Consider the following 15,245-nt stretch of genomic DNA (forward strand, 5'->3'; position numbering starts at 1 on the left):
GCTATTTAAAAAGTTGCGAATGCCTCCCCAATCAGCGCCTGAAACGATGCGTCCAGCTCGCTGGCTACAGCGCCAAGCCGTAGCACCGGCAAGGTTTCCCGCGCCACCTGGCCCGCCGCTAGCTCGGCTTGCAGGAATTCCACCAGCGCGGCCGGGGGTGGCACCCGGGTCTTTTCGTCGGCGGTGGCTTTATGGGCCATCAATGCATCTACATCAACTTGCAAATCAGCAGGTAATAATTGCCGCAGCGGCGCGAATTCCATGGGCGGCAGTGCGTGCCGCTCCCGAATCCAGCGGGCCGCCAGGGCCGAACGCAGCGCGTAGAACAGCCGTTTTAAGCGTACGTCGGAGCCGGGCAGGTTTTCCTCCACCCCGCGCCGCAGCTGGCCCAGGTAGTGGTGCAGGCCGGCTTTCAGGTTGAAGGCAGTGGGCAGCAGCGGCTCCAGCCGGGCCCGAAAGTCGAGGGCCTCGTGGTACAGTACCGGCGACTGCAGCCACTCAAACACCGACGCGTTGGAACCGCGCAGCAGGCGCAGGGCCTTGCGCAATTCCCAACCGGCCAGGTCCAGTTCGTCATCAACGGGAAAATTCAAGGTGTCGCGCCCTTCGTCGAGGGTGAGATACCAGGCCGGCGGGTGGCAGTAAATGAACCGCACGTCGAAATCTGAATCGGGCGAGGGAAAACCCCAGGCCCGGCTGCCCGACTCGCAGGCGTACAGGATGCGGATGCCGTGCGTGGCTTCGAGCTGGCGGAAGGCGGTTTGAATGCGGGCAAGCATGCGGAAAACATTGGGGAAGGGTCAGGCAACAAGGCCACGAAAGTAGCACCAGCCGCCACGCCACCTATTTTAGCAGGCTCAACTTCTCAGCCGGCTGTGGGCCGCGGCTCTTCTCATGCACAAAGGACGACTCGAAGCGTTCAGCGACGGCGTGCTCGCCATCATCCTCACCATCATGGTGCTGGAAATCAAGGTACCGCACGGGGCCGATTTCGCCGCCCTGCGCCCGCTGCTGCCCGTGGTGCTCAGCTACGTGCTCAGCTTCATATACATCGGTATCTATTGGAACAACCATCACATGATGCTGGCGGGCACGAGCAAGGTATCCGGTGGCATTCTGTGGGCCAATCTGCACCTGTTGTTTTGGCTGTCGCTGGTGCCGTTTGCTACGGGGTGGATGGGTGAAAACCACTTCGCCAAGCCCGCCATGGTGCTCTATGGCGTGATATTGCTGATGGCCGGCGTGGCTTACTGGATTTTGCAGAGCCGCATCATCGCCCTCGAAGGACCAAATTCGACGCTGGCCCGCGCTGTTGGGCGCGACTTCAAGGGCCTGTCGTCGCCCCCACTTTACGTGGCGGGCATCGCGGCCAGTTTCTGGAACCCGTGGGTGGCGGGCGGCATCTACGTGGCCGTGGCGCTGATGTGGCTCATCCCCGACCGTCGAATTGAGCGCACGCTGGTGGAGAAAAGTGATGGGAAACACGTTGGTTAACAGCTGTCAATGTGAAATTTTGATTAACAATACAGAGGAAGTAGTAGCACTTCCATTAAAAAAACTCATTGAAAATCTAATCAACCGGCTTATGACAGAAGATATTACTATAGAACGCCCAGGCGGCCCGATACAACTACTGGGAGGTAAACATGCATCTGCTCTATTATTAAATGGAAAGCTAATTCAATTTACATTCCTTAGAGAAGTTGGCTCCACCTGGCGATATCAAATAGCTAAAAATATCACTGAAACTGATATCATAGCAGAGAATCAATTTCGAAATTTTGTTAAATACGGTTTCCTGCAGGCCGAATCAATACAAAGCCAGTTCGCCTATATTATTAACAAGCTTGCAATAGGCAAGTATCGCGTTGCAATTGAATACATCGATGCTGGAATTGAACTTCTTGAGCCTTGCTTAACCTCGCAAAACTTTACTCCCAAGAGTGATTATTTCCATTTTGACACTTATGGTGCATTGGCTTAAGTCATTGCGACTCAATTACTCACCGATGAAAATATCATCGAAGAATACATCGAGCTAATCAAGAAAAATGTTGAGCCAATTGCTGTTGTTATTTCAACCGAAGACGCTTACAATACTTTCCTTCTTGATGGGCATCATAAATTTATAGCCTACTCCAGGCTCAAGCGTCCAGTTAGGGTTTTGAGAATAGTTATGCTGGGCCCTTTGCCTATTGATAGAAAATTGGGTTTGGAATTACTATCAATGAGCGGAAGCCGTAACGCAGAATACAGAAGCAGGTTTCTCGACCAATAGAAAACCAACCAAAACTTTACAGCCGCGGGTCCACCGCTTCGCTTTCCAGCGCTAACACGCCGAAGACGCACTGGTGCACGCGGCGCAGGGGCTGGCCGGCCACGAAGCGTTCGAGGCCCTCGACGCCGAGGGCGAACTCGCGCAGGGCAAGGTTGCGCTTGGCTTTCACGTTGCGCTGGCGGAGGCGGTCGAGGTGGCCGGGCAGCAGGTAATCGGGGCCGTAGATGATGCGCAGGTACTCGCGGCCGCGGCACTTGAGGGCGGGCTGGAGCAGGCCGCCTTTGCCCTGGGGGATGAAGTCGTAGGGCTTCACCACCATGCCTTCGCCTCCGGCGGCGGTGAGGTCGGTCCACCACTGGATGGCGGCTTCTACTTCGGCGGGGTTGGTGAGGGGGACGACGCGGTAGGGCGTGGCGCGGAGCAGGCCGGGGTCGGCTAATGACAACGTGCGCAGGGTTTCCATGTGCCAGGCGTGGTCTCGGTCGAAGTAGGTTTTGCCTTCAGTGGCTAATAAATGGAAGGGGGCCAGCTTGAGGTCGTCGAGGGAGTGCACGGGCCAGCAGTAGCGGCGGTAGGCGTCGGCGTAGTGGGTGGCTGCCTGGTGGCGGGCGGTGGTGCGGGCCAGCAGGGCTTCGGCGCCGTCGAGCTGGCGGGCGGCGGCTTCGGTGAGGGCGGCTTCGACCTGGGGCAGGGCGGCGAGGGCGGCGGCGGCCACGGCGGCGTACTGGGTTTTGACCAGCTCCTGGGCTTTGGCCGACCAGGGCAGCAGTTCGGCATCGAGGCAGACCCAGTCGGTGTCGAATTTCTCCCAGAAGCCGGCCGTGCTCAGGGCGTCGCGCAGGCGGGCGAGGAAGGCGGTTTCGAGGGCGGCGTCGGTGAAGAAGTTGCGGCCGGTGCGGGTGTAGACCTTGCCGATGCCCTCGCCCACTAGGCCGAGGCGGCGCTGGATGGCGGCTTCGTCGCGGCCCAGCACCACCACCACGCGGCTGCCCATGTGCTTTTCTTCGCACACCACGCGCTCCACGCCGAGGCGCTTGTAGTAGTCGAAGGCTTCGGCGGGGTGTTCGAGCAGGTCGGGCAGGGCCGAGGTTTCGGTGGGCGACATGGTGGGCGGCAGGTACAGCAGCCACTTGGGGTGCAGGGCGAAGCGCGACATCACCTCCAGGGCGGCCACGGCGTTGTCTTCGCGGATGGTGACGCCGCGCATGAGCCGGGTTTCGATGAACTGCTTGCCGGTGACGTCGCGAATGTCGAGCAGGTCGTCGTTTTCGTGCTGGGCGGTGGTGCTTGGCGCGTTTTCGGCGGCCAATTCATTTTGGGCTTGCAGCTGGAGGGCGCGGTAGTTAAGCGGGCGCACGGGCTCGGAGTATACCTGCGCGGCGGGCACGGCCACGAGCTCGCGCTCGGGGTAGCGTAGGGCGGTGAGGCGGCCGCCGAACACGCAGCCAGTGTCGAGGTCGATGGTGTTGTTGAGCCATTCGGCGTCGGGCACGGGCGTGTGGCCGAAGGCGACCATGGCCCGGCCCCGGTACTCGCGGGCCCATTCGTAGCGCACGGGCAGGCCAAATTCGTCAATCTCGCCGGTGCTTTCGCCAAACAGCGCGAAGGCCCGCACGGCCCCCGAGCCGCGCCCCTGCATCTCCTCGGTGAGGCCGGCGTGGGCCACCACCAGCTTGCCGCCGTCGAGCACGTAGTGGCTCACCAGGCCGTCGAGAAAGCGGCGCACGTCGCTTTTGAAGGCTTCGGGCTCGGGTTCGAGCTGGGCTAGGGTTTCGGCCAGGCCGTGGTTGATGGTGACGTTTTTGCCATTGAGGTGGCGCAGGAGCTTGATGTCGTGGTTGCCGGGCACGCAGAGGGCGCTGCCGTCGCGCACCATGCTCATCACCAGGCGCAGCACTTGCGGGGAGGCCGGGCCGCGGTCCACGAGGTCGCCGAGGAAGATGGCCTTGCGGCGCGGCCCGTCTGCCGATTGTAGAGACGCGACCCTTCGCGTCTCGGCGTCCGCGCCGCTAGAATCGTTGGTTGCCGCATCGTTCAACGAAGAGACGCGAAGGGTCGCGTCTCTACCTACCAATGGGGCGGTCACCCGCACGCCCAAATCCCGCACGTCTGTAATCGACTCTTCCGTAATCTGATAGCCCAGTTTCTCCAGCAGCGCGCGCAGCTCCTCGTAGCAGCCGTGCACGTCGCCGATGATGTCGAAGGGGCCGGTTTCTTCCTGGCGGTTGTTGTAGAGGCGGTCGCGGGTGATGGACTGGATGGCGTCGATTTCGCCCACGTTGCGCAGGTGATGGATGTGCCGGAAGCCCTCCTGTTTGAGGTTGCGCAGGCTGCGGCGCAGCTGCTGGCGGTGGCTGGCGATAACGTGCCGGCCCAGGTGGCGGCGGTCGGGGCGCTGGGCGTTGCGCTCCTGGGCCACGGCATCGGGCACATCGAGCACGATTGCCACGGGCAGCACGTGGTATTGGCGGGCCAGGGCCACCAGGGGCTTGCGGCCCTCCTCCTGCACGTTGGTGGCATCGACCACGGTGAGCAGCCCGCGCTTCAGGCGCTTGGCCACCAGGTAGTGCAGCAACTCAAACGCGTCTTTGCTGGCCGATTGGTCGTTTTCATCGTCGGCCACCAGGCCCCGGCAGGCATCCGACGACACGATTTCCGTGGGCTTGAACAAGCGCCGCGCAAATGTGGACTTGCCCGCGCCCGTGCTGCCAATGAGGAGGATAAGGGAAAGTTCGGGGACCTTGAGGGTATCTTGGGGCATAAATAGTGGCAACAACAGCGACAAAAGACATTTTAAGAAATCAAGCAATAAATGAGCTACGACCTCTACTTCTACAAACGCCAGAATCAGCAGATTTCCGAAAGTGACATCAGTGACTACTTAACAAACAATTTGTGCCCAGCCAATGAGCAAGGAAATCAGTGGTTTTATGAGAACGATGATACAGAAGTCTACTTCTCATTTGACTTGAACGAACCTGAAACCGACCCAGAGGCTATTGAGCTTGAAACAGTTTTAGATTTTGATTACACTCGATTCAGTTTCAATCTGAATTTTTTACGTCCAGATTTCTTTGGTCAAGAGGCGTTTTTGTTTGTTGACCAAATGATTAGCGACCTCAGTCTGTATGTTGTAAATCCTCAGTCTACAATTGATGAAGAATTTCCAACGCAACCTGGAGAAGCTGAGCTATACAGGAATTGGTCAGAAATCAACGCTAGACATTCAGCGCATTTTTATGAGGAATTAGAACTCAATTATTATCCACTTCCTGCCTCAAATGCGGTTTGGAAACACAATTTCAACAAGAGGCAAATACAAGACGAACTAGGCGAAGAATACTTTGTGCCAAAGGTGATGGTCCTGCAAACTGTTGCTGACAAGCGGATTATTACCCTGTCCGTGTGGCCCGAAGGTCTGCCCATTCTAGTGCCGCAGGTAGACTATTATCTCCTGGTCAAGAAATACAGGAAGCTCTTCAAGGAGGTAGAAGAATCCGGGCTTATTTCAGCAAAGACATTTCAAACGCATTTTGGAAGTTTTGTTAGTAATTCTGACGCTGGCAAAGTCATTCACCCATCCAATGCGAACAGCTTGCAAAAGCTATTCAACTCAATTAAATTCGATGGGGATGTTTCTGGTTTTGCAGAGAAACTACCATTTGAAAAAATGGTCAACGTCATTCCCGCAGACGATGAAAATGGATTCTCGCAGAAGATTACGACTGTTCTAGATTAAACACCGCCATCTGCGAGGGCGCGCCCACCCCTGCCACCTCCTCTCCCATCCCCACCAGCCGCACCTGATACCTGTGCCGCTCCGCCACGGCGGTGGCCCAGGCCGCAAACTCGGCGCGAGACCATTCGAAGCGGTGGTCGTCGTGACGGAATTCGCCGGCGTTGAGCTTTTCGAAAAGCTGGTTGTAATCGGCGTTGGGGGTGGTGACGAAGACGTGCGCCGGGCGGGCCTGGCCGAACACCACGGCTTCGAGAGCGGCGAGGCGGTTCGGGTCGAGGTGCTCGATGACTTCGACAAGGGCCGCCGCATCGAAGCCGGCGAGGCGCTCGTCGCGGTAGAGCAGCGAGCCCTGGATGAGGTCGAGGCGGGTGCGCTGGCGTGGGGGCATCTCGTCCAGGTGCAGGCGGCTTGCGGCGCGGGCCAGGGCCTGGTGCGACACGTCCATGCCGAGGATGTACTCGATTTTGGGCTGGCGCAGAAGCAGGCGCAGCAGCTTGCCTTCGCCGCAGCCCAGGTCGAGCACGCGCTTGGGGGAGAGCTGGTAAATTTCGTGGGCGACTTGCTGGAGGCGCTGGTCGTGGAGCGAAAGCTTGGGCTGTAGCGTGGACTCTGCGAGTCCGCGCATCGCATCGTTCGGCTCTGCCACTTGCGGCTGCACAGTTTCTACAGAGCCGCTTTCTCCGTCCTCCATGCGCGGACTCGCAGAGTCCACGCTACGGTCCTCCCCTTGCATCAACCGTTCCAGCGTCGGGTTCACGTAGGCGGCCAGGTAGCGCAGGTAGCGGCGCGTGATGAAGCCGCGCTCCGGGTGCTGGGGCAGCCAGTCGCCGCCGCGATGCAGCAGTTTCTCGGCCTCATACTCGCCGATGTAGTAGTGCTTGTCGTTATCGAGCACCGGGAGCAGGACGTAGAGGTGCGTGAGCACATCCTGCAGGCGCAGGCCGGCGTGGCGCAGGTGCAGGGTGTAGTAGGGGCTGTCGCCCCACTCCGGCACTGTCGGGTCGAGCGGGGTGGTTTCGATTTCCACCTCGTAGCCCAGCGGCTCAAAAAGGCGGCGCGGCCAGTCGGGGCCGGGCGCGGATACTACGGCCACTTTGATAGCTAGCGGCAGGACTTGGGCAGGCAGGTCGGGCTTGTCTTTGCAGGTGCCGTTCATGGCCGTACCAAAGGCTTTGCTCAGGGCAGCGCTCAGGAAGGACGAGGCCACGTAGGGCCGGTCGTTCACGTATTGCTCGAGGGCGAAGCCTTCGCCGGAGGCGCCGGCCCGGCCCCGCACCAGACTGATGGGGTCGAGGTCGAGGAGCAGGGCGGCGGTACAGCGCTCGGCGGTGGCTTCGGGGTAGAAGATGTGGGCCTGGCCGCCGGCTACTTCGAGGCTTTGCAGCCGCGCCGGGTTTTTGTGCAGCAGGTAGCCCAAGTCGGTGGCGGGCTGGTAGGTGGTGGAGATGGTGAGCAGCATGGCGGAGCAGGAAGTGCGAAGAGCCGAAAGTAGCACCGCGGCGCACGAAGCAAAGTTTTTTTGGCCATCCCGAAATAGGTTTGCGTACTCAATAGCCGTTTCCCTGTTGATGTCCTCTGTCTTTTAAGCAGCCGCACGTGTCCGATTCCGTTTCCCCTGCCGGCCCCACCGGGCCCACCCTCAACGATTTTGCCAGCTTCTATCTCTACGGCCTCACCAACAACCCGTACCAGCAATCCACTGATTTTGATAGGTTTGGAAAGCTGTATAACCTCGTCATCGGGGCGCACGGGGGCTTTAGCATCGCCAGCTCATTTCATCCCTACCAGCTGGTGAGTCCGGCCGGCGTATCGGTGTGGTACGCGGCCTACGCGCAGTTCTACTCGCAGCCCAACCGCGTCGAGATGTTTGGGGAAATGACGCTGGAACAGGCCAAGTTTGTGGTGACGCCCCCGGATTCTTTTGCGGCCTACCACGTGTGGCCCGACAGCCGGCTCATTCACGCCGAAAACCCCATTTTCAGCCAATACATCCCTTTTGTGCTGCCCTTTCTGGTGCGAAAAGACCCCGCCGCGCTGCGGTGGGACGCCGAAATATCGGCCGCGCAAGGCGACAAGGAGCGCCTCGGCTGGTACCACGACGCGGTGAACGAGGCCATCAAATTCATACAGCCCTCCCCTTCTTTCGTGCTCGGCTTCGAGGAATTCGACGAGCAGCACCCCGAGCGGGTAATTGAGAAATTCATGAGCTGCCGCGACATGCTGCGGGCGCTTTAAGCAGCTGAGCCGGGCGCGCGCCTAGCGCTGGCCTTACTGCTGGCGCAAGGCGGCGCTCTGGCCCAGTTTCGCGCCAACCGGTGCGCCGCTCAGAAAATCCCGGTACCAGCGCCCGGAGTCTTTCACGATGCGCTCCTGGGTTTCGTAGTCGACGTGGATTAGGCCGAACCGGGGCCCGTAGCCTTCGGCCCATTCAAAGTTATCGGTCAGGCTCCAGGCAAAATACCCGCCCACGTTCACGCCTTCCCGTTGGGCCCGCAGCACCTGGCCGATGGCGGCCTGGAGGTAGGCGCGGCGGGCTTCGTCGTGCACCCGCCCGCCCGTTGCCACATCCGGGAAGGCTGAGCCGCTTTCCGTGACGAGCAGTTTTGGGGCATTGGGGTAGGCGCTGAACTGTTTCAACATGTGGTAAACCGACTCTGGGTAAACTTCCCAGCCCATGTCGGTGTGGGGCACGCCGCGCTGCTTGGCGGACACCAGGGCGGCCCATTGCAGCGGGAGCCAGGGCGAGAATTTCACCACCTCGCGGGTGTAGTTCTGCACGCCCCAGAAGTCGAAAGCGAAGGCCATGCGCTGCTCGTCGCCGGGCTTCTGGTAGCGCTCCAGCAGCCAGCGCAGGGCGGGCAGCTCGGCCACGGGGTAGCCCAGGCCCAGGGCGGGCTCCACAAAAAAGCGGTTCAGCACGGCATCGGCGCGGCGGGTGGCGGCTTCGTCGTAGCTGTTGCCGGGGCGGTGCGGCGTGAGGAAGGAGCAGGAAAACGTGGTGCCGATTTGGGCCGCTTCGGGCAACACGGCCCGCAGGGCGCGGCCACCTTCGGCCTGGGCCAGCGTGGCGTGGTGGGCCGCCGCCAGAAAAGCCCCCAAATGCCGTCGCCCGGGGGCGTGAATGCCCAGCAGGTGGCCGGCGCCCACAAACACCATGGGCTCGTTCAGCACGGCCCACTGCGCCACCCGGTCGCCCAGGCAGCGCCCCATGAGCTGGGCATAATCGGCAAACCAGCCCACTACGTCGCGATTGGCCCAGCCGCCCCGGGCCTGCAGGGCGCTGGGCAGGTCCCAGTGGTAGAGCGTGAGCCAGGGCCGCAGGTCGCGCGCCAGGCAGGCATCCACTAGCCGGTCGTAGAAGTCAAGCCCGCGGCGGCTCACGGCGCCGGTGCCCGCCGGCAGCACCCGCGACCACGCCGCGGAGAAACGAAAGTCGCTGAGCCCGAGCCCGCGGGCCAGGTCGAGGTCGGTTTCGTAGCGGTGGTAAAAGTCCGTGGCCACGCGGCCGTGCTCGTTGCGGCGGATGACGCCCTTGCGGCGCGTGAAATCGTCCCAGATGCTGGGCCCCTTGCCCTGGTGCTGCCACGCGCCTTCCGTCTGGTACGCGGCGGCGGAAGCTCCCCACGAAAAATCGGGGCCGAAATCGGGACGGGAAAACGGCTGCGGGGCCGACGGCGGGTAAAAAGCCGGCGGCAGCGGCTCAGCGTAGCGAGGCGGAAGGTGCATCATGCACAACGTGCGAAAAAATCAACTGAACGAATACTTACTCCGCTAAAAGACGTGCGCGGGAGTGGGCCCGGCCGTTGGCGGCCGGCAGCTGCTCGCGCAGCAACCGGTCTAATACGGCGGCGGTGCCGTCGGGGTAGTCAACGGCAATGGTGCGGTCTTCGTGCAGCCACTGGTCTACTGTGTCGAGGTGTTTGTCTTTCAGGCTTTTGATGACGGGCACGCCCATATGGGTCAGCGCGGCGGCGTTGCATTGCTGCTCATATTGCTGTTTCATGGGCATCACCAGCAGCTTTTTGCCCAGGTACAAGGCTTCGGCGGGGGTTTCGAAGCCGGCGCCGCACAGCACCCCGGCCGAGCGGGCCAGGCTGTCGAGAAATGCCGGGCCGCTCACCGGCCACACCCGCACGTTGCCGTGGGTGGCGGCCGTCGTGCTGTGCTTGCTAAACACCTCCCAGCGGGTGCGGCGGCTCAGGTACTGCAGGCGCTCCACCAGCAGCTTCTCTTCGTAAGCCGGCAGGTACACCGTGTAGTGGCCGTCGTTTGCGGCGCTGAGGCCGCGCACTTGCTGCCGAATGACGGGCGTGGCAATTTCGGGCGCATACGCCTGAAAATGAAAGCCGTACTGGGCCGTGCTCGGCGCGTAATGCCGCAGCACGGCCCGGCCCGCCGGGTCTTCGGACCGGGGCCGCGGGGCCAGGGGGTGCAGCACCACGCTCTGGTGGCTCAGGGCCACGCAGGGCACCCCGCGCACTTTGCAGGCCCAGCTGCTCACCGGCTCGAAGTCGCTGATGACCAAGTCGTACCGCTCTACCGGCAGCTGGCGCACTTCCCGCAGAAACGTGGCCGAATTGAACTGCCAGAAGGTTTTCACGAAGTTGATGCCGCCCTTTTTGCCAAACAAAAACCCCATGCCCTGGGCCCGGTACCTGACGGCAAAAGGCAGCGGCAGGTCGGCCGGCGGGCCGCTCACCAGCACGTCGACCTGCTCGCAACGGGCCTGCAGCAGGGGCACCACATCAAGGGCGCGGGCCAGATGCCCGTTGCCGGTGCCTTGGATGGCGTAGAGGATTCGGCCCATTTAATAGCTGCTTGTTCTTTTAGTTGGCGCGTCCTGCAAAGCACAGCAAAGCATCCTGCCCATTATGCCCATTACTACTAAGTGGTTGCAGCATGCGTGCTGCTTTGCTGCGCTCAGCATGATGTTCTTCCTATTTTATCTTCCTATTTTATTTAAGCCTTCAGCTTGAACTCGGCCAGCAGGCCTTCCAGCAGCTGCGCGGGGTTGGCGTCGGCTAGCTCCTCAGCGGCATCGGTGGCTTCTGGGTCGGGGGCCAGCTGCATGCGGGGGTCGTCGTTGAAATAATACAGCTGCCAGCCGGCTTCAGACGTGTACTCCAGGGCCGTGAGGTTTTCCACCCAGTCGCCGGAGTTCAGGTACACTACTTCCCCGTTGTGGGTGGGCAGGGCTTTAATCTCGGGCTGATGAATGTGGCCACAGGCCACGTAGCGGTACCCGTTGTCGGCAGCAATTTCGGCGGCGGTTGCCTCGAAGTTGCTCACGGCGGCTACGGCGGTTTTCACCCGCTCCTTCACGCGCTTGCTCAGGGCCACGCGGGGCCGGCCCAGCCGGGCCAGGCCGTAGTTCACGAAGCGGTTCAACAAAATCAGCAAATCGTAGCCGTGGCCGCCCAGCCGGGCCAGCCAGCGCGAGTGGCGCATGGTCAGGTCGAACACGTCGCCGTGAAACAGCCAGGTGCGGCCGTGGGGCAGGTCGAGCACCAGCTTGTTGTCGAGCCGGAACTGGCCCAGCCGGAGGCCCGCAAACTTGCGCAGCAGCTCGTCGTGGTTGCCGGTGAGGTAGTGAATGGCGGTGCCTTTGGCGGCCAGGCCGGCCAGGTAGCGCACCACCCGCATGTGGGCCGGCGGCCAGTAGTTTTTGCTGAACTGCCAGATGTCCACGATGTCGCCGTTGAGCACCAGCACCTGCGGCCGAATGCTTTTGAGGTAGCGCAGCAGCTCGGTGGCGTGGCAGCCGTAGGTGCCCAGGTGCACGTCGCTAATCACGGCCACGTGCACGCGGCGCTTGCGCCGGGGCCGGGCGCGGGCGTCGCCCGGGCCAGCCGGAGCGCCGGGCACAAGCAAGGGGGAAGCAGCCGTGCTCATGCGGCGGCGGGCTGGGCCAGACGCCCAGGGCGAGTGTGGCCGCCCCCCGTGCGGCGGGGCCGAATGGCGGGGCCGCGGCGGGCGGCGCCCCACTCGCCTCCCCCGCCCAGCGCCGAGCGCAGGCTTGCCAGCGTGCGCAAGCCGAACGCCATCCACAGCGCCACCTGAAACAATTCGTACACGAGCCAGCGCCTCAAGCGGCGCAGCCCCAGAACCAAGGCCGGAAAGTGCATGGCAGGAAGTTGGTGATGATGGTCAAATCCTGCGCTCAAAGTTCCGCCCCCGTTGTGAAGGCTTGATTACGCCGGGGTTATACTTCCGTCATCACCGCCTCGGGATGGGGCCCGGGCGGCAGCAATGGGCGGCGCCAGAAGCGGGTTTCGCGCCGCACCGTGTTAATTTGGTCGGTAATTCTTACAGCGCCGCCATTAGTTTTCATTTGTTGCTTTCCAATTGCATTCCCCCAATTATGCCCACCTTTTCCCATTTCTGCCGCCGCCTGCTGGCCCTGCTGGTCGTTAGTCTTTTTGCAGCTGGCGCGGCTCATGCCCAGCCCACCGGCAAAGCCGCCAAGGGCCGCAAGCGCTACACCTTCGCGCAGAAAGATGCCGTGTCGCCCTACGTGCAGAACGTAACCAAAAACACCGACGAGGAGCAGGACGTCGACGGCTCCTTCACCCGCCTGGGCTACCGCTCCTACACCGACCTGCTCACCGAAGTGGAAGCCCTACGCAAGCTCAAGGACTGGGCCGACACCACTTACCAGCGCCGCGTGGCGGCCATCCCACCCGGCGGCGTGCTGCTGGTCACCGTGCACCGCCAAGGCCCCAAAGGCGTGGAGCTGTCGAACCTCACGCTCACCGTCACCGACAAAGACGGCAAGGAAGTGCTGGCCCAAACCCTGGCGCCCGGCGGGGGCCGCTTCATGGGCCGAGACCTCTACCAGGGCCAGCGCCTCCTCCCCTTCCCCAAAATGGAGCCCCAGGAGCTCACCGTGAGCATCCGCGACGCCAAGCTTTACCAGACCTTCGACTACATTCTGACCTTGCCCAAGGCCCAGTAGACGCGCAAGCACCTCAGTAGCTGCACCCCGGACACGGGGCGGACTCCGCGAGAGCGGGGCCGCCCCGTGTTCTTTTGGATGGTCAGTGTTTTCGCCTTTTGAAATGTGCTCAGGACTGCTGCCGCAGGCGCACCCATTGCACGGCAATCACCGTTTTGGCGTCGCGCAGCGGCTCGGCCACCAGCGCTTCAAAGGAAAGCTCCACCAGCTCAATGTTTTCGTGTTCTTCGGCCAGCCCGCCGCCTTCGCCGGATTTGTGGCTCACCTCGGCGTAGTACACGGTTATCTCCTCCGAGCTCATGCCCGGCGAGGGCCAGATGCACACGATTTCCTCCAGCTTGTCGATTTCGTAGCCCAGCTCCTCGTGAATCTCGCGGCGCACGGCCGTTTCGGGCGCTTCGCCGCGGTCCATCATGCCGGCGGCAATTTCCAGCAGCTCGGCTTCGGGCCCGATGCGAAACTGGCGCGTGAGCACATATACCTGTCGGGCCGCGTCGTACACTAGCGCCGCCACGGCTTTGCCGGGCACAAATTGCTCGCGCTTCAGCTCGTGGCCGTCGTGCTGCACAATGAGCTGGTCGATTTTATAATGGCCGTTGAAAACGCGGTTGCGGTCGATAATCTGCATGTTCGGATTTAAGTGTTGTACCTTTGCTGTCACCAGGGCCGCCGTCGGAGCAGCCCGCTGCCCGGCTGCGTCGGGCAAAGCCCCGCGCCTCGGCTGTCTCCGCGAAGTAAGCGCACCTCACTACAATTCCTCTTCATCTCGGGAATCGGTCGGCCTCCGACGAGCCGCCCACCCTCCCCACGCCTGGCCCTTGCCGGCGTGGCCATGCCCGCCTATGCTACGGCGCAGGCTGAACCACTCATTGCGCAGGCCATTGCCTGCCACCATTTTACCGCGGCATTCTCTTTGCAGCGCCCGGTATTCCCTACTTACCCCCCATGACGTTTGACGAGTTAAATCTGATTGACCCCATTCTTAAAGCCCTCAAAGAAGAAGGCTACACCACCCCCACGCCCATTCAGGAGCAAGCCATCCCGCACGTGCTCGAAGGCAAAGACCTGCTGGGCGTGGCCCAAACCGGCACCGGCAAAACGGCCGCTTTCACCGTGCCCATTCTGCAGGTGCTGCACCGCACGGCCCAGCTCGAACGCCACGCCCCGCGCGCCATTCGCTGCCTGGTGCTCACGCCCACCCGCGAATTGGCCATTCAAATCAACGAAAGCTTCGGCGCCTACGGCCGCCACCTGAGCCAGATTCGCCACACCGTCATTTTCGGCGGCGTGGGTCAGAACCCGCAGGTGCAGGCTCTCAAGCGCGGCGTAGAAGTGCTTATTGCCACGCCCGGCCGCCTGCTCGACCTCATGAACCAGGGATTTGTAGACCTGCGCCAGATTGAGGTGTTTGTGCTCGACGAAGCCGACCGCATGCTCGACATGGGCTTCATCAACGACATCAAGCGCATCCTGCCCAAGCTGCCCACCCGGCGCCAGACCCTGTTTTTCTCGGCCACCATGCCCGGCCAGATTCAGGAGCTTGCCGCCACCATCCTGCGCCCCAACCCCGTGCGCGTGGCCGTGACGCCCGTGAGCAGCACCGCCGACACGGTGACGCAGTCGGTGTACTTGGTGGAAAACAACGACAAGCCGGCCCTGCTCCGTCACATCCTGCAAGACAAGGACATCAAGCGCGTGCTGGTGTTCACGCGCACCAAGCACGGCGCCGACAAAGTGGTGAAAGCCCTGGCCGCCAACCAGATTCCGGCCGAAGCCATTCACGGCAACAAAAGCCAGAACCACCGCCAGCGCGCGCTGTCGAACTTTAAAGCCGGCAGCACCCGCGTGCTCGTGGCCACCGACATCGCCGCCCGCGGCATCGACGTGGACGAGCTGACCCACGTCATCAACTACGAAATCCCCAACGAGCCCGAAACCTACGTGCACCGCATCGGCCGCACGGGCCGCGCCGGGGCCTTTGGCACCGCGTTTTCGTTTGTAGAAGACGAGGAGCGCGCCTACCTGCAGGACATCCAGAAGCTCATCAACCGCCAGATTGACGTGGAGGCCGAGCACCCGTTTGTGTCGGGCCGCATCAAGCCCGTGATGCTGCACGGCAACGAGCGCATCATCCGGCCCAAAGGCCCGGCCGGGCGTCCGGCCCGCTCCGGTCCGCGCGAGGGCGGCAACGGCCGCTCGGGTGGCCAGGGCGGCGGCCGCCCCAGCGGCGGCCAGGGCACTGCCCGGCCCAGCGGCGACCGCAACGCCAGCGG

General features: G+C 62.1%; 14 protein-coding genes. 6 read left to right on the forward strand and 8 right to left on the reverse strand.

All coding sequences use genetic code 11. The annotated features are described in order from the left end of the window. Nucleotides 1–5: 5 nt before the first annotated feature. Complete coding sequence (locus IC234_RS04410) at nt 6–779, reverse strand: nucleotidyltransferase domain-containing protein (RefSeq protein ID WP_190922596.1); 774 nt, start codon at nt 777–779, stop codon at nt 6–8. Nucleotides 780–894: 115 nt separating this feature from the next. Between IC234_RS04410 and IC234_RS04415 the strand changes: the two genes are divergently transcribed. Then, nucleotides 895–1,494, forward strand: coding sequence for a TMEM175 family protein (locus IC234_RS04415; protein WP_190922597.1), 600 nt, complete (start codon nt 895–897; stop codon nt 1,492–1,494). 91 nt (nt 1,495–1,585) lie between these two features. Further along, on the forward strand, nt 1,586–1,984 hold the full coding sequence (locus IC234_RS04420) for a hypothetical protein (protein WP_190922598.1): 399 nt from the start codon (nt 1,586–1,588) through the stop codon (nt 1,982–1,984). Between the two features lie 310 nt (nt 1,985–2,294). On the opposite strand, the gene IC234_RS04425 is transcribed toward IC234_RS04420, so the two are convergent. Further along, nucleotides 2,295–5,039, reverse strand: a complete 2,745-nt coding sequence (locus IC234_RS04425; RefSeq protein WP_190922599.1) for a polynucleotide kinase-phosphatase — start codon at nt 5,037–5,039, stop codon at nt 2,295–2,297. 51 nt (nt 5,040–5,090) lie between these two features. On the opposite strand from IC234_RS04425, the gene IC234_RS04430 reads away from it, so the two are divergent. Continuing rightward, entirely contained in the window at nt 5,091–6,017 is a 927-nt protein-coding gene (locus IC234_RS04430) for a hypothetical protein (protein WP_190922600.1), read from the forward strand. Here IC234_RS04430 and IC234_RS04435 read toward each other — a convergent pair. Beyond that, a complete protein-coding gene (locus tag IC234_RS04435) occupies nt 5,998–7,476 on the reverse strand; it encodes a 3' terminal RNA ribose 2'-O-methyltransferase Hen1 (RefSeq protein WP_190922601.1) in 1,479 nt (492 codons plus the stop codon). The genes IC234_RS04430 and IC234_RS04435 overlap by 20 nt on opposite strands. A 137-nt stretch (nt 7,477–7,613) precedes the next feature. Between IC234_RS04435 and IC234_RS04440 the strand changes: the two genes are divergently transcribed. Further along, nucleotides 7,614–8,252: a hypothetical protein gene (locus IC234_RS04440; RefSeq protein ID WP_190922602.1), complete on the forward strand. Its 639-nt coding sequence runs from the start codon at nt 7,614–7,616 to the stop codon at nt 8,250–8,252. A 33-nt stretch (nt 8,253–8,285) separates the two neighbouring features. On the opposite strand, the gene IC234_RS04445 is transcribed toward IC234_RS04440, so the two are convergent. The 4 genes from IC234_RS04445 to IC234_RS04460 form a co-directional block, all read right to left on the reverse strand. Next, a complete protein-coding gene (locus IC234_RS04445) occupies nt 8,286–9,746 on the reverse strand; it encodes a GH1 family beta-glucosidase (RefSeq protein ID WP_223827456.1) in 1,461 nt (486 codons plus the stop codon). Between the two features lie 34 nt (nt 9,747–9,780). Next, on the reverse strand, nt 9,781–10,824 hold the full coding sequence (locus IC234_RS04450; RefSeq protein ID WP_190922603.1) for a glycosyltransferase family protein: 1,044 nt from the start codon (nt 10,822–10,824) through the stop codon (nt 9,781–9,783). Nucleotides 10,825–10,976: 152 nt separating this feature from the next. After that, the gene (locus IC234_RS04455; protein ID WP_317173324.1) at nt 10,977–11,882 is read right to left on the reverse strand and encodes a UDP-2,3-diacylglucosamine diphosphatase; all 906 of its coding nucleotides are present in this window, start codon (nt 11,880–11,882) and stop codon (nt 10,977–10,979) included. A 23-nt stretch (nt 11,883–11,905) separates the two neighbouring features. Next, a complete protein-coding gene (locus IC234_RS04460) occupies nt 11,906–12,142 on the reverse strand; it encodes a hypothetical protein (RefSeq protein WP_190922605.1) in 237 nt (78 codons plus the stop codon). A gap of 236 nt (nt 12,143–12,378) precedes the next feature. Between IC234_RS04460 and IC234_RS04465 the strand changes: the two genes are divergently transcribed. Then, a complete protein-coding gene (locus IC234_RS04465) occupies nt 12,379–12,972 on the forward strand; it encodes a hypothetical protein (protein WP_190922606.1) in 594 nt (197 codons plus the stop codon). Between the two features lie 109 nt (nt 12,973–13,081). Here IC234_RS04465 and IC234_RS04470 read toward each other — a convergent pair whose 3' ends face one another. After that, the gene (locus IC234_RS04470) at nt 13,082–13,600 is read right to left on the reverse strand and encodes an NUDIX domain-containing protein (protein WP_190922607.1); all 519 of its coding nucleotides are present in this window, start codon (nt 13,598–13,600) and stop codon (nt 13,082–13,084) included. Between the two features lie 317 nt (nt 13,601–13,917). On the opposite strand from IC234_RS04470, the gene IC234_RS04475 reads away from it, so the two are divergent. Further along, nucleotides 13,918–15,245 (forward strand): DEAD/DEAH box helicase (locus IC234_RS04475; RefSeq protein ID WP_190922608.1); only part of this gene is annotated, 1,328 nt, incomplete at its 3' end.

It is taken from the genome of Hymenobacter armeniacus (assembly GCF_014699055.1).
GTDB classification, from domain to species: domain Bacteria; phylum Bacteroidota; class Bacteroidia; order Cytophagales; family Hymenobacteraceae; genus Hymenobacter; species Hymenobacter armeniacus.

Bases quoted from the DNA above. Each gene is read 5' to 3' on its own strand.
- IC234_RS04410 (WP_190922596.1), bottom strand. From the start codon at position 779: ATGCTTGCCCGCATTCAAACCGCCTTCCGCCAGCTCGAAGCCACGCAC.
- IC234_RS04415 (WP_190922597.1), top strand. From the start codon at position 895: ATGCACAAAGGACGACTCGAAGCGTTCAGCGACGGCGTGCTCGCCATC.
- IC234_RS04420 (WP_190922598.1), top strand. From the start codon at position 1,586: ATGACAGAAGATATTACTATAGAACGCCCAGGCGGCCCGATACAACTA.
- IC234_RS04425 (WP_190922599.1), bottom strand. From the start codon at position 5,039: ATGCCCCAAGATACCCTCAAGGTCCCCGAACTTTCCCTTATCCTCCTC.
- IC234_RS04430 (WP_190922600.1), top strand. From the start codon at position 5,091: ATGAGCTACGACCTCTACTTCTACAAACGCCAGAATCAGCAGATTTCC.
- IC234_RS04435 (WP_190922601.1), bottom strand. From the start codon at position 7,476: ATGCTGCTCACCATCTCCACCACCTACCAGCCCGCCACCGACTTGGGC.
- IC234_RS04445 (WP_223827456.1), bottom strand. From the start codon at position 9,746: ATGATGCACCTTCCGCCTCGCTACGCTGAGCCGCTGCCGCCGGCTTTT.
- IC234_RS04450 (WP_190922603.1), bottom strand. From the start codon at position 10,824: ATGGGCCGAATCCTCTACGCCATCCAAGGCACCGGCAACGGGCATCTG.
- IC234_RS04460 (WP_190922605.1), bottom strand. From the start codon at position 12,142: ATGCACTTTCCGGCCTTGGTTCTGGGGCTGCGCCGCTTGAGGCGCTGG.
- IC234_RS04465 (WP_190922606.1), top strand. From the start codon at position 12,379: ATGCCCACCTTTTCCCATTTCTGCCGCCGCCTGCTGGCCCTGCTGGTC.
- IC234_RS04470 (WP_190922607.1), bottom strand. From the start codon at position 13,600: ATGCAGATTATCGACCGCAACCGCGTTTTCAACGGCCATTATAAAATC.